The following is a 13,194-nucleotide window of genomic DNA, read 5'->3' as shown; positions in this document are numbered from 1 at the left end:
TGCCCGGGTCGGCCGGGGTGGCGGAGTGGGTGACGGTCACGTGTTCATCTTCCGGTGAGGTTCGAGCAGTTGAGCCAGATCCGCGATGTGCAGAACGCCGACGACATCTTCGCCTGCGGTCACCACGTACTGCGCGCCCGGGTGGGTCTGCACGGTCTCCAGCACCCGTTCGCCGTCGGTGGCGACCGGCATCCTCGGCAGGTCGGCGATCGAGCGGGCGACCACGTCGACGGCCAGCCAGGGCCGGCGGGTCTCCGGTACGGCCACCGCGGCGGCCGGGTCGACCACCGCCACCGGCCGGCCGGCGGAGTCGGTGACCAGCAGTGCGACCGGGCGCTGCGCCGCCGTTGCCGGCCGCCCCTCGGACGCATCGGCGACCGGGTGCCCCGCCTGCGTGTCCGCCGCCCGGCGCAGCGCCTCGGCCAACGGGGTGCCGGTGGGCACGGCGTACACCGGGCGGGCCAGGCGGGTCAGGTCGACCAGCGGGAGCCGCCGACTGATGCGGGACATCCTGATCGACTGTCCCGCGCCGTGCCAGAGGGTGAGGGCGACCAGTGCCGTCAACGGCAGCGCCAGCAGGCTCAGCACGTCGATCGCATAGAGCGCCGCCACCAGCAGCGCGGTGCCGACGGCGAGGATCCGGCCCGCCCACCCGGCTACCTCGGTGGCCCGGTGCCGGTCCCGGGTGACCGCCCAGATCACCGCGCGCAACGCCCGACCGCCGTCCAGCGGCAGCCCGGGCAGGATGTTGAACAGCGCGACGATGACGTTGCTCGCCGCGAGTTGGAAGGCGAGTTGGTCGGCCACGGTGCCGTCGGGCAGGGCCAGGGTCGCGGCGACCGCGGCCACGCCGAGCACCGCGGAGACCGCCGGTCCGGCCATCGACACCAGCAGGTCCACCCGCGGTGACGGTGCGTCCCGGTCCATCTCGGTGTACCCGCCGAGCAGTTCCAGGGTGATCCCCCGCACACCGATGCCGAAGTGGCGGGCGGTGAGCGCGTGCCCGAGTTCGTGGGCCAGCACCGAGCCGAGCAGCGAGACGACGAACCCGGCGCCGACCAGGTAGCCCCCGAGCGGGGAGAGTTGCAGCCGCTGGCCCGCCAGTTCGCCGTAGAGCACGGTGATCAGCAGGGCGAGCAGCAGGATCGAGGCGTTGAGGTACAGCGGCACCCCGAAGACCCGACCGACCTGCATGCCGGGGCGCCGGCCCGCCCGCGGTCGCCTCCGCTGCTCCATCGGGCTGATGCTACGCGGCGGGAGATCACGTACCGGTGCGGCGGCGGCCGTCCTGTCACACCGGTGCCCTAACCTTCCGGGGCATGACGGCGGATTTGGTGATCACCCAGCAGGCACCGACTCCGACGGACCAGCCGGCCACGGTGCGGGCCTCGCTGTCTCCGTCGCGGGCGGCGGACTTCAAGACCTGCCCACTGCTCTACCGGTTCCGCAGCATCGACCGGCTGCCCGAGCGGCCCACCGTGGAGCAGGCCCGGGGCACCCTGGTGCACGCGGTGCTGGAGCGGCTGTTCGACCTGCCGTCGGCCGGGCGCACCCGGACGCCGCCGGCGACCTCGTCGCCGGCGAGTGGGACCGCCTGGTCACCGAGCAGCCGGAGCTGGCCGGGTTGTTCCCCGGCGACACCCAGCCCGAGTTGGCGGAGTTCCTGCGGTCGGCCTCGCCCCTGCTGGCCGGCTATTTCGCGGTGGAGGATCCGCGCCGCCTGGAGCCGGCCGAGCGGGAGAGCCTGGTCTCCGCCGTGGTCGACGACGAGTTGCTGATCCGGGGCTACCTCGACCGGCTCGACGTCGCCCCCGACGGTGCCCTGCGGGTGGTGGACTACAAGACCGGGGGCGCGCCGCGCGAGGCGTTCGAGGCCCGCGCCCTGTTCCAGTTGAAGTTCTACGCCCTGGTGCTGTGGCGCACCCGGGGCGTGGTGCCCCGGGTGCTGCGCCTGCTCTACCTCAAGGACGCCGAGGTGTGCGACTACACCCCGGACGCCGAGGAACTGGTGCGGTTCGAGCGCACGGTGGTGGCGCTGTGGCGGGCGATCGAGCAGGCCACCGACGCGCGGGATTTCCGGCCCCGGCCGAGCCGGCTGTGTGACTGGTGCAGCCATCAGGTCCGGTGCCCCAGCTACGGCGGCACGCCGCCGCCCTTTCCGGAGCAGGTGGCGGTGCCCGCTCCGCTGCGGGATTCCCGCCCTTCCGCGGCGCCGCCGGGGGCCGACGAGTAGGCGCTCTCCTCCCCGGGAAGGAGGGTCATGTCACCACACGAGACGATCTTTCGAGAGCGGCGGCGGCTAGCGTCGTGGCGTGGGTATGGGGCTGAGGGAGTGGCTGCGCCGGCGTCCGCTGGCCGGTGACACGTTGCTGGCCGCCGGGCTGGTCCTGGCGGAGGTCGTGTTCACCCTGCTGACCCCACGGGAGTTCTGGCCCCGGCCGCTGCCGGCGGCGCTGGGCTGGAGCGTGCTCTGCGCGGCGCCGGTGGTGCTGCGGCGGGTGGCGACCTGGCCGGCGGTGCCGGCCGCGCTGGCGACGCTGTTGCTGCCCGTCACGCTCGAGGTGGCTCCGACGACGCAGAGCCTCACCTTCGTGGTCCTCACCTACACGATGGCCGCATACCGTCCGGTGCGTCCCGCGCTGGTCGCGGCGGCGGTGCTGTGGCTGCCGGTGGCGGTGGTGAACAGCCTGGTGCCGCCGGCGGGCATTCCGCAGGTCAGCTCCGCCTATCTGATCGCGAACAACCTCCTGGTGGGGATCGTGTCGTTCTCGGTGGGCCGCACCGTGAACGCGCGGCGCTCCTCGACGGAGGCGTTGCGGGAGCGGGCCCGGGTCGCCGAGGCGAACCAGCGGGCCCTGGCCGAGCAGGCGGTGGCCGACGAGCGGCGGCGGATCGCAAGGGAACTGCACGACGTGGTGGCGCACCACGTCAGCGTGATGGGGGTGCTGGCCACCGGCGTGCGGCGCGTGCTGCGCCGCGACCCGGATGCCGCGGACGAGGCGGTCGGCACGATCGAGGAGACCAGCCGGGCGACCCTGCGGGAGTTGCGCCGGTTGCTCGACGTGCTGCGGACCGAGGCCGAGCCGGCGGCGGAGTTGGCGCCCCAGCCGGGGATCGCCGGCATCGAGTTGCTGACCGAGCAGGTACGCGAGGCCGGGTTGCCGGTCACGCTGACCGTGCAGGGCAACCCGGGGCCGCTGGAGGAGGGGGTCGGGCTGACCGTGTACCGGATCGTGCAGGAGGCGCTGACGAACGCGCTCAAGCACGCCGGAACGGCAACCGCACAGGTGCGGGTGAGCTTCGCGGGCGGCGCCGTGGAGGTCGAGGTCACCGACACCGGCCGGGGGCCGTCGCCGGACACCGACCGGATCGGTCACGGCCTGGTCGGGATGCGGGAGCGGGTCGGCCTCTACGGTGGGATCCTGCGCACCGGCGGGCGGGCCGGCGGCGGCTACCGGATCTATGCCCGGATCCCGGTCGAGCCACTGGCCGACGGCGGCAAGGTGACGCGGTGAGGGTGCGGAGCGAGGCGGCGAACGTGGAGGATCAGATGGCCGATTCGAGGGCGCGGCCCCGGCCGGTGCGCATCCTGCTCGCCGACGACCAGCCGCTGCTGCGGACCGGCTTCCGGATGGTCCTCGGCGCGGAGGCCGACCTGGACATCGTCGCGGAGGCCGGCGACGGGGTGGAGGCGGTGGAGCTGGCCCGCCGGTTGACCCCCGACGTGGTGTTGATGGACATCCGGATGCCCCGGATGGACGGGGTCAGCGCGACCCGGGCCATCGTGGACGCCCGGTTGCCCGTGCGGGTGCTCATCCTGACGACCTTCGACCTCGACGAGTACGTGGTGGGGGCGCTGCGGGCCGGGGCGAGTGGTTTCCTGGCCAAGGACGTGCCGGCCGAGGACCTGGTCACCGCGATCCACACGGTGGCCGCCGGCGACGCGGTGGTGGCGCCACGGATCCTGCGGCGGCTGCTGGACCGCTTCGCCGACGCCCTGCCGGATCCGGCGGCGGTGCCCCCGAAGGCGCTCAGCGCGCTCACCGAACGGGAACGCGAGGTGCTCGTGCAGGTCGCCCGGGGGCTGTCCAACGCGGAGATCGCCCGGGCCCTGTCGGTGAGCGAGACCACCATCAAGACTCACGTCGGGCACGTGCTGACCAAGCTGGGGCTGCGCGATCGGGTGCAGGCGGTGGTGCTGGCGTACGAGTCGGGCCTGGTCCGACCGGGGGCGTAACGCCGACGTTGCATTCGTCACCTACCGTGACGAACCACGGCGGGAAGCGGTTGACTCTCACGCGGCGGCAGCCGCCAGGATGACCGTGCACCGCCGCCGGGTGCCCCTGACGCGGTGCGGGGTCGGGGACAACCCTGACTCCGCGTGGGGGGTACCCGCAGCCGGAAATCCGCGCCGGCTCCACCCGGAGTCGGACGGATCGTCCTCCGGCGGCGCAGATGATGGAACTCGTGCCGGACCAGCGGGGGCGGTGCGATTGGGACAGCGACGGAGAGGTACGTGACGTGACCGCTACGACAGGCCAGCCGGCATCGGCCGCAGCCCGGGCGAGCGACGTGTGGAAGGTGTACGGCAGTGGCGAGGCTCAGGTCATCGCGCTGCGGGGGGTCAGCGCCGATTTCGAGCGCGGGCGGTTCACGGCGATCATGGGCCCGTCGGGGTCCGGCAAGTCGACGTTGATGCACTGCCTGGCCGGGCTGGACACGGTGACCCGGGGCACGGTGCAGGTCGGCGACACCACGGTCACCGGCCTGGGTGACGCGGGCCTGACGAAGCTGCGCCGGGACAAGGTCGGCTTCATCTTCCAGCAGTTCAACCTGCTGCCGACGTTGACGGCCAAGGAGAACATCCTGCTGCCGCTGTCGATCGCCGGGCGCAAGCCGGATCCGGCCTGGTACGACGTCGTGATCGACACGGTGGGCCTGCGGGACCGGCTGGACCACCGCCCGGCGCAGCTCTCCGGCGGACAGCAGCAGCGGGTGGCGTGCGCCCGCGCCCTGGTGGCCCGCCCCGAGGTGATCTTCGCCGACGAGCCGACCGGCAACCTGGACTCGCGCTCCGGCGCCGAGGTGCTCAACTTCCTGCGCAACTCGGTCCGCGAGCACGGGCAGACCATCGTCATGGTCACCCACGACCCGACGGCCGCCGCGTACGCCGACCGGGTGGTGTTCCTGGCCGACGGGCAGATCGTCTCCGAGCTGATCGAGCCGACCGCCGAGACGGTGCTGGACACGATGAAGAAGCTGGACACTCCGGCCGAGGTGGCCGGCTGATGTTCCGGGCGACTATGAAGAGCCTGCTGGCCCGCAAGGTCCGGCTGGTCCTGTCCGGCCTGGCCGTGGTGCTGGGCGTGATGTTCGTCTCCGGTGCCTTCGTGCTCACCGACACCCTCGGCCGCTCGTTCGACTCGCTGTTCGCCGACGCGTACGCCGACATCGACGTCAACGTGGCCGGCAAGCCGAAGCTCCAGATCAGCGAGTTCGAGGGCGAGCAGCTCGCGCCGCCGTTCCCGGCGACCACGGTGGAGACCGTGCAGGCAGTGCCCGGGGTTGCCGGGGCCACCGGCATGGTGGTCACCGACGGCGCCCGCCTGATCGGCAGCAACGGCAAGGTGGTCACCTCGTTCGGGCCGCCGCAGCTGGGCGGCAACTGGACCGGGGAGAGCGACCTGGTGCAGTTGCGCGAGGGCCGGGAACCGCGGGCCGACGACGAAATTGTGATCAACAAGGGACTGGCGACCGCCGGCAAGGTGGCGCTGGGCGACCGGGTGGGCGTGCTCACCCTGGAACCGCGCAAGGACTTCACCATCGTCGGCATCTTCGGTTACAGCGGTGACCGGGACTCCCTCGGCGGTGTCAACGAGGTCATGTTCACCACCCCGGTCGCCCAGCAACTGATGCTCGGCGAGTCGGACGTGTTCAACAACGTCGTGGTGACCGCCGCCGCAGGCGTTCCCGACGACGAGTTGCGCGACTCGGTGGCCACGGCGCTGGGCGACGACTACGTGGTCAAGACCGGCGAGCAGCTCTCCGCCGACGCCGCCGCCGGGCTCAAGGAAGGGCTCTCGTTCTTCAACCGGATCCTGCTCGGCTTCGCCGCGGTGGCGCTGCTGGTCGGCACGTTCCTGATCCTGAACACCTTCTCGATCATCGTGGCGCAGCGCACCCGGGAACTGGCGTTGCTGCGGGCCGTGGGTGCCAGTGGCAAGCAGATCATCGGTTCGGTGGTGCTGGAGGCCATCGCCGTCGGCCTGATCGCCTCGGTGCTCGGCCTAGCCGCCGGCATCGGGGTCGGCGCGCTGCTGGCGTACCTGTTCGGCAACCTCGCCGGTGGTATCGCCCTGGCCGGGGTGGGAGTGCCGGCGGCGGCGGTGATCGGCGCGTTCGGCGTCGGCCTGGTGATCACCGTGGTGGCGGCACTGCTGCCGGCGCTGCGGGCCGCGCGGATCCCACCGATCGCGGCGATGCAGGACGCGGCCACGCCGGACCGGCCGCTGACCAAGGTCACCGTCGCCGGCGCGCTGGTCGCCGCGATCGGCGCCACGCTGCTCTTCCTCGGCCTCGGCGGGTACGCGGGCGGCAGCACGTTGGCCGCGATCCTCGGTGGCGTGTTGTTCGCGTTCATCGGGGTGGCCCTGCTGACGCCGCTGATCAGCAAGCCGGTGGTGGCGGCGCTCGGTGCGATCTTCTCCGGCTGGGTGCCGGGCAAGCTGGGCCGGCTCAACTCCGGTCGCAACCCGCGCCGCACGGCGATCACCGCCGCCGCGCTGATGGTCGGCATCGCCCTGGTCACCGGCATCACGGTGATCCTCGACTCGGCCAAGAGCAGCATCAGCGGGCTGGTCGAGGACACCGTCTCAGCGGAGTTGGTGATCGCGGGGGTGCAGAGCGGCCCCCGACCGCCGAGCTTCGACCCGGCGGTGCTGGAGGAGGCGAAGGCGATCCCCGGGGTCCGCCTGGTCGACGGCCAGTACGCCGACATGGCGCTGGTGGGCGACGAGCGCACCTGGGTGGGTGCGGTCACCGAGCCGGCCGCGATGCGGCAGATCTACGGGGCGACCGCCACCGCCGGGGACATCGACCGGCTGACGGCCGGCCAGATGCTGATCAGCTCGGACACGGCGACCTCGCAAGGGTTGTCGGTCGGCTCGACGCTGCCGGTGCAGTTCGCCCGCGGCGAGTCGCAGACCTACACGGTCACCGGCATCTACGAAAGCACGCCGATCTTCGGCGGGGTGACCGTGTCGGCCGACGCTGCCCGCAACTTCAGCGTCACCCAGCCGATCCAGGCCTTCATCCAGCTCGAACCGGGTGCCCAGGTGGCCGACGTGCAGCCGCGCGTCGAGGCACTGCTGGCGGACAGCCCGGAGGTGTCGGTGGCCGACCGGCAGGCGTTCATCGAGGAGCAGACCGGCCAGCTCGACGGCCTGCTCCAGATGATCCAGATCCTGCTGGCGCTGGCCATCGTGATCGCCGTACTCGGCATCATCAACACCCTGGCCCTGTCGGTGCTGGAGCGGACCCGCGAGCTGGGCCTGCTGCGCGCCATCGGCCTGCGGCGGTCGCAGACCATGGGCATGATCACCGTCGAGGCGGTGGTGATCTCGGTGTTCGGTGCGTTGCTCGGCGTCGTCGTCGGCGCCGGCCTCGGCGCCGCCGTGGTGGAGGCGCTGCGCGACGAGGGGATCACCGAGCTGGTGCTGCCCTGGGGCCAGATGGGGATCTTCCTCGGCCTGGCCGCGCTGATCGGCGTCGTCGCCGCGGTCCTGCCCGCGATCCGGGCCGCCCGGATCAACGTCCTGGGCGCCATCGCCCACGAGTGAGCCGCCGGGAAGGGCCCCGCCCGGGGCCCTTCCCGAACACCGTCGTCCGGCGGGGCGCACCCGGCGCGGCGACGACGCGCGGGCCGGGCCGGCGTCAGACCGTCGTCCGGCCCAGCAGCCCGGCCAGCAGGTCCAGGTCCGCCGAGAGCAGGCTCTCCAGCTGGTGTACGCCGTCGCGGGGCGCGAGCGGCACCTCCGCCGGCACGGCCAGCACCGCCGCCCCGGCGGCGACCGCGCTGGCCACCCCGGTCGCCGAGTCCTCGATCGCCACACAGCGGTCGATCGGCACGCCGAGCAGCCGGGCGGCCGTCAGGTACGGCTCGGGATGCGGCTTGGTCGAGTCGACCTCGTCGCCGCAGACCACCACGTCGAAGCTGTCCCGGCCCAGGGTCTCCAGGGCGATCTCGACGAGTGCCCGGCCGCTGGAGGTGACCAGGGCGGTCGGGATGCCCGCCTGCCGCACCGCCCCCAGCAACGCCAACGCGCCGGGCCGCCATTGCAGGCCGGTGCGGAACAGCTCCAGGATCCGGGCGTTGATCCACGCCGCGCTGACCTGCGGATCCCGGTGCGGCTGGCCGAGGTCGTCGTGCAGGATGCGCATCGAGTCCGCCATGCCGGTGCCGACGATCGCCCGCCGGGCGGCGGTCGAGAGCGTGCCGCCGTACGTCTGGGCGAGTTCGGCCAACGCGACGTCCCACAGCCGCTCGCTGTCGACCAGGGTGCCGTCCATGTCGAAGAGCACGGCGGCCGGGTGGGCGCTGCTCACCGGATCCTCCTCAGGTTCGGGTACCCGGTGGATCCTGTCAGCCCACGACCGCGACGCGCCCGGCACAGTGACCTTTCTCAACCGAGGTCGCAGGCGGACAGGGACCGCTCGTAGCCCCGGAAGAAGTTCTCGGCCCGCTGCTCGGGGGTGCCGTGCGAGCCCTCGGCGAACCACGGCTGACCGGGATCGTCGCCGACGGCCAGCAGGCCCTCGTTGAACTCCTCCAGGTCACCGTCCTCAAGGGTGAGCGTGCCGGCGCGCACCGAGTCACCGAGGAACGCCCCGGCCATGCAGTCGGCCTGCAACTCCTGCTGGATGGTGAAGTTGTAGCGGATACCGAGCCGGGTCTGGATGCCGTGTGCGTACTCGTGGGCGAGCAGGTAGAACACGAACGCGTCGCCGATCTGGCGGAACGCGCCGAAGGACCAGTTGATGTCGTACGCGATGGAGTCGCTGACCGTGCAGTAGACGGCGTTGTTGCGGGGCACCTCCTGACCGCCGCAGGAGACCTCGCCGTCGCGCTGGTAGGTGACGACCCGTCGGATCGGGCGGAACGACTGCCCGGAGGCGCGGAACTGTCCGGCCCAGTACTGCTCGGCGAGGCGCTGGGCGTCGGCCATGTCCTGCCGGAGCTCCTCGACCGTGTCGGTGCCGTCGGCGCGGGTCACCTCGGCGCCCGGCGACGCCGGTTCCCGTTGCTCGTTCGGTTCCGCCGGCTGGCCCACCGGCTCCACCATGCAGGCGGCCGCCGCCACCACCGCCACCGCCAGCCCGGCGAGCCTTCCCCGGCGCCGTCCTCGCCCACCCGCCGCCACCGCAGCCCTCCCGTCCGCACTGCCCGATCCCGTATACCCCGACGGTACGGCCGTCACGCCACCCGGATCAGTTCCAGCGCCTGCACCGCGACCCGCACCGCCGACGGCGGCAGCGCCGCCGCCTGCTCGTCGCCGACCGGGGTCGGCGAGACCAGCCGGATCTCCATCATCACGTTGGCGTCCAGGACCGTGATCCTGGCGTCACCCCGGATCTGTAGGTACCGCACCTCGTCGGCGACGATCTCCGCGCCGCCCGCGAACTGTTCCGCCGCGTCGCCCCCGGCGGTGCGCTCGAAGGCGGTACGGGCCTGCGCCGCACTGTCGAAGGTCTGCGTCTTCACCATGACGAACCCGCCGGCGAACTCGTCCCCGCTGAAGAACCCCTTGCTACAGGAGGCGTCGGGACCGCGGTCGACGTCCTGCGCCGGGATCGGCATTGCCTTCACGAAGGCCGGCACGGCGACTGTGTAGTCGAGGCGATCGCAGAAATCGCCGGGCACGGTGCGGGTCGGGCCGGACGACGGCTCAGCCGCCGGCGCCGCCCTGTCGGCGCAGCCCGTCAGCAGCAGCACCGGCAGCGCGACGCCAACCACCGCGCGGCGCACCACCGGGACACGAGAGATCGTCATGACGGCGGATTGTGCCAGACCTGCGGCGAGGGGCGTTCGTAGCCCGAAAAGCTTGGCGAACCGTGTCCGGAACGGACAGCCGGCTCCGACGTCCCCGGTGGCCGGGCACCAGAGCGGTACCGGCAGGAGAGGAGGCAGTCGTGAAATACATGATCATGTTGTACGGCTCGCAGCGCGACTACGATGCGATGGCCGGGCAGGCCGGCGATGTCGGCGCAGGAGGTGGCCGCGCTGCACGACGAGGCGCCCAGCGCCGAACAGACCGACTGGCCGCAGATCGTGGCCCTCTACGGCGTGCTGCGGCAACTCGACGGCACCCCCCTCGTGGCGCTCAACCACGCCGTCGCGGTGGCGATGACCGAGGGACCCGACGCGGGGCTGGCCCTGGTCGACCGGGTGACGGCCGACGGGCGGTTGGCGCGGGATCCGAGGCTGCCCGCCGTACGCGCGGAGCACCGCTGCCAGCCGGAATCGTGGCAGCACAGCAAGCTGACACGCCGGCTCGGCAACAGCCTGACTGCCACAGATCGGCGGCATCCCAGTCCCGCATCGGCGTCACCCGGTTGCCAGCCGGTGTGTCAGGACGGGCCGGCCGCCTCGGGTCGGGCGCGGCGGGCCTCGGCAACAGCTCTGCCGTGCGGTGACTCGGGGAAGCGGTCGAGCAGGGCCCGCACCTCGTCGGCGGGCAGGTCGGCGCCGAACAGCTCGGCACCGGGTTGCAGGCGGACGCCCTCGGCGAGCGGGCCCGCGACGACGGGATCGAAGCCGAGGGCGTCGACGAGAGCGGCGACGGCAGCGAGGTCGACGGCATCGTCGCCGGCGATCGCGATGGCCTTTCGTCCGGGCTGGCCGGCAGCCCGCGCCTCGTCCTCAAGATCGTGGTAACCCATGTGGTTGAACGCCTTGACCACCCGCGAGTCCGGCAGGAACGCCTGGACGAGTTCACTCGACGACGTGCCCGGATCGGTCAGGTCGTCCCGGATGCCGTCGACCTCCCACCAGTAGTTCATCGCGTCGACGACCAGCTTGCCGCGCAACGCGTCGGCGGGGACGGTGCGATACCGGCCCAGCGGCAGCGCGAGAATCACGACGTCGGCGCGGGTCGCGGCGTCGGTGCCGGTGGTGGCGACCGCGCCGGGGGTCAGCACCTCGACGGTGAGGGCGATCTTGGCGGGATCGCCGGAGCCGGCGACCAACACCCGGTAGCCGGCCGCGAGGGCGAGGCGGGCGAGCACCGTGCCCACCTTGCCGGCACCGAGGATGCCCAGGGTGCCCCGGGGTTCGGGCTGGCCGGTGTCGTTCATGTCTTCCCTCCGGGCTTCGATGCCGCGTCAACCGGCCAGAATGTCGCGGACCATGGGAATCACCCTCGTGCCGTAGAGTTCCACGGCACGCAGCCGGGCGCTGGTCGGCTGCGATCCCGCCGTGTAGATCAGGTCGAACCGGCCGACGCCGAGGCTGCGGATCGCCCCGGCGACCCGCCGAGCGACGGTCTCCGGGGAACCGACGTACAGGGAACCGCGCTCGACCTCGGCGTCGAACTCCGCCCGGTGGATCGGTGGCCAACCGCGCAGCGCGCCGATCCGGTCCCGGAGCACCCGGTAGCGCGGCCAGAAGACCTCCTTGGCCTCCTCGTCGGTCTCGGCGACGAAGCCGGGCGAGTGCATCCCGACCGGGTACGCGGTCGTGCCGAGTTGCTCGGCGGCCCGCCGGTACAGGTCGATGTACGGGGCGAAACGCTCGGGCGCGCCACCGATGATGGCGAGCATGAGCGGCAGCCCGTGCCGGGCGGTGCGGACGACCGACTGCGGCGAGCCGCCGACCCCTACCCAGGTGGGCAGGCGTCCCGACTCCGTCTTCGGAAAGACGTCGGCCTGCTCCAGCGGGGCACGCACGGTGCCCTTCCAGGTGACCGGCGTCTCGTCGAGCAGCTTCACGAAGAGGTCGAGCTTCTCCTCGAACAGCACGTCGTAGTCGCGCAGGTCGTAGCCGAACAGCGGAAAGGACTCGGTGAACGATCCGCGGCCGAGGATGACCTCGGCACGGCCGCGCGACAGCGCGTCCACCGTGGCGAAGCGCTGGAACACCCGGACCGGGTCGTCCGAACTCAGCACGGTCACCCCGGAGCCGAGCCGGATCCGCGAGGTCCGCGTGGCGATACCGGCCAAGACCGTCTCGGGCGTCGACACCGAGTACTCCGGCCGGTGGTGTTCGCCGAGGGCGATGGCGTCGACGCCGATCTCGTCCGCCAGCACCGCCTCGTCGACGACCTGCCGGATGGCGGCGGCGTGCGACAGGAGCGCGCCGGAGTCGTCCTCGGGCAGGTCACCAAAGGTGTCGAGGCCGAACAGCACGTCAGACATACGAAGACTCCTTCCTGAGCAGCTCTTCCTGGACCGTGGGGCAACCTCGGCCGAGCCCGAGTCGGCACGTCTCGCGCCTCATGGCCCTCACCTCCCCGATTCCCCGCCGGTGACTCGCGCCGCCCATCCCGAACTGATGATTGACGCGTCAATAACGTATCATTTAGTTGACGCGTCAATCGGGAGTGCGGCATGACGATGGACACACCGGCACCGCAGCGGCACGGACGCCAGCTGCCCACCACGGAGGAACTACGCATCTGGCGCGACTACATCGAGACCGCCGAGACCCTGCGGCAACAGCTCGCGTCCCAACTCCAGCGCGACTGCTCACTCTCGCGCGCCGACTACGTCGTACTGCTCGCCCTCAGCGAGGCCCCGGAGCAGCGGATGCGCTCCTCCCAACTCGCCGACGCCGCCGGTTGGACCCGCAGCCGCCTCTCCCACCACCTCGCCCGGATGCAGCGGCGCGCCCTGATCCGACGCGAGGAGCCCGCCGACGACAGCCGCGGAGCCGACATCGTGCTCACCCCCACCGGCGCCCAGGCGTTCCACGGCGCCACCGTTCCGCACCTGCGCGCCGTCCGGAAACTCTTCGTCGACGCGCTCACCCCGGAACAGCTCGCCGCCGCCGGCGAGATCGCCGCGAAGCTACACGCCCACCTCGGCTCCACCGCTAGCTAGCGGCTTGACGCGGCAGCCGACCGGGAGCGGGCAGGGCGTCGTCCACTGCCCGGCCGATCGCGACCGTCTCAGCGACCACCGAAGCCCAGTACGTCACCG

General features: G+C 72.2%; 11 protein-coding genes and 1 pseudogene. 6 read left to right on the top strand and 6 right to left on the bottom strand.

Annotated features, from left to right (window positions below; genetic code table 11):
* Positions 1 to 36: 36 nt before the first annotated feature.
* Positions 37 to 1,236 carry a M50 family metallopeptidase gene (locus KIF24_RS12375; protein ID WP_221084166.1) on the bottom strand — a complete coding sequence of 400 codons (1,200 nt, stop codon included), beginning with the start codon at positions 1,234 to 1,236 and terminating at the stop codon, positions 37 to 39.
* 83 nt (positions 1,237 to 1,319) lie between these two features.
* On the opposite strand from KIF24_RS12375, the pseudogene KIF24_RS12370 reads away from it, so the two are divergent.
* From KIF24_RS12370 to KIF24_RS12350, 5 genes and pseudogenes are all read left to right on the top strand, one after another.
* Positions 1,320 to 2,233, top strand: a pseudogene (locus KIF24_RS12370) (RecB family exonuclease).
* 85 nt (positions 2,234 to 2,318) lie between these two features.
* On the top strand, positions 2,319 to 3,515 hold the full coding sequence (locus tag KIF24_RS12365; RefSeq protein WP_230416315.1) for a sensor histidine kinase: 1,197 nt from the start codon (positions 2,319 to 2,321) through the stop codon (positions 3,513 to 3,515).
* A 35-nt stretch (positions 3,516 to 3,550) separates the two neighbouring features.
* Positions 3,551 to 4,237: a response regulator gene (locus KIF24_RS12360; RefSeq protein WP_221087316.1), complete on the top strand. Its 687-nt coding sequence runs from the start codon at positions 3,551 to 3,553 to the stop codon at positions 4,235 to 4,237.
* Between the two features lie 284 nt (positions 4,238 to 4,521).
* Complete coding sequence (locus KIF24_RS12355) at positions 4,522 to 5,289, top strand: ABC transporter ATP-binding protein (RefSeq protein ID WP_221084164.1); 768 nt, start codon at positions 4,522 to 4,524, stop codon at positions 5,287 to 5,289.
* Positions 5,289 to 7,838, top strand: a complete 2,550-nt coding sequence (locus KIF24_RS12350) for an ABC transporter permease (protein ID WP_221084163.1) — start codon at positions 5,289 to 5,291, stop codon at positions 7,836 to 7,838. The genes KIF24_RS12355 and KIF24_RS12350 overlap by 1 nt, the downstream gene beginning before the upstream one ends.
* 94 nt (positions 7,839 to 7,932) lie before the next feature.
* Here KIF24_RS12350 and KIF24_RS12345 read toward each other — a convergent pair whose 3' ends face one another.
* The 5 genes from KIF24_RS12345 to KIF24_RS12325 all read right to left on the bottom strand — a co-directional run bounded on the left by KIF24_RS12345 (position 7,933) and on the right by KIF24_RS12325 (position 12,411).
* The gene (locus KIF24_RS12345) at positions 7,933 to 8,580 is read right to left on the bottom strand and encodes an HAD family hydrolase (protein WP_221087315.1); all 648 of its coding nucleotides are present in this window, start codon (positions 8,578 to 8,580) and stop codon (positions 7,933 to 7,935) included.
* Between the two features lie 101 nt (positions 8,581 to 8,681).
* A complete protein-coding gene (locus KIF24_RS12340) occupies positions 8,682 to 9,419 on the bottom strand; it encodes a neutral zinc metallopeptidase (RefSeq protein WP_221084162.1) in 738 nt (245 codons plus the stop codon).
* A 53-nt stretch (positions 9,420 to 9,472) separates the two neighbouring features.
* Positions 9,473 to 10,048, bottom strand: coding sequence for a hypothetical protein (locus KIF24_RS12335; RefSeq protein WP_221084161.1), 576 nt, complete (start codon positions 10,046 to 10,048; stop codon positions 9,473 to 9,475).
* A gap of 578 nt (positions 10,049 to 10,626) precedes the next feature.
* Positions 10,627 to 11,352: an NADPH-dependent F420 reductase gene (locus KIF24_RS12330; protein ID WP_221084160.1), complete on the bottom strand. Its 726-nt coding sequence runs from the start codon at positions 11,350 to 11,352 to the stop codon at positions 10,627 to 10,629.
* A gap of 27 nt (positions 11,353 to 11,379) precedes the next feature.
* Entirely contained in the window at positions 11,380 to 12,411 is a 1,032-nt protein-coding gene (locus KIF24_RS12325) for an LLM class flavin-dependent oxidoreductase (RefSeq protein WP_221084159.1), read from the bottom strand.
* A gap of 192 nt (positions 12,412 to 12,603) precedes the next feature.
* Here KIF24_RS12325 and KIF24_RS12320 point away from each other — a divergent pair, with 192 nt between their 5' ends.
* Positions 12,604 to 13,095 carry a MarR family winged helix-turn-helix transcriptional regulator gene (locus tag KIF24_RS12320; RefSeq protein WP_221084158.1) on the top strand — a complete coding sequence of 164 codons (492 nt, stop codon included), beginning with the start codon at positions 12,604 to 12,606 and terminating at the stop codon, positions 13,093 to 13,095.
* Positions 13,096 to 13,194: the final 99 nt, after the last annotated feature.

Source organism: Micromonospora tarapacensis, from assembly GCF_019697375.1.
Taxonomy (GTDB): domain Bacteria; phylum Actinomycetota; class Actinomycetes; order Mycobacteriales; family Micromonosporaceae; genus Micromonospora; species Micromonospora tarapacensis.
The sequence above is the reverse complement of the archived record's forward strand: the minus strand, read 5'-3'. Positions and strand labels throughout refer to the sequence as shown.

Bases quoted from the DNA above. Each gene is read 5' to 3' on its own strand.
- KIF24_RS12325 (WP_221084159.1), bottom strand. From the start codon at position 12,411: ATGTCTGACGTGCTGTTCGGCCTCGACACCTTTGGTGACCTGCCCGAG.
- KIF24_RS12360 (WP_221087316.1), top strand. From the start codon at position 3,551: ATGGCCGATTCGAGGGCGCGGCCCCGGCCGGTGCGCATCCTGCTCGCC.
- KIF24_RS12330 (WP_221084160.1), bottom strand. From the start codon at position 11,352: ATGAACGACACCGGCCAGCCCGAACCCCGGGGCACCCTGGGCATCCTC.
- KIF24_RS12350 (WP_221084163.1), top strand. From the start codon at position 5,289: ATGTTCCGGGCGACTATGAAGAGCCTGCTGGCCCGCAAGGTCCGGCTG.
- KIF24_RS12335 (WP_221084161.1), bottom strand. From the start codon at position 10,048: ATGACGATCTCTCGTGTCCCGGTGGTGCGCCGCGCGGTGGTTGGCGTC.
- KIF24_RS12365 (WP_230416315.1), top strand. From the start codon at position 2,319: ATGGGGCTGAGGGAGTGGCTGCGCCGGCGTCCGCTGGCCGGTGACACG.
- KIF24_RS12375 (WP_221084166.1), bottom strand. From the start codon at position 1,236: ATGGAGCAGCGGAGGCGACCGCGGGCGGGCCGGCGCCCCGGCATGCAG.
- KIF24_RS12320 (WP_221084158.1), top strand. From the start codon at position 12,604: ATGACGATGGACACACCGGCACCGCAGCGGCACGGACGCCAGCTGCCC.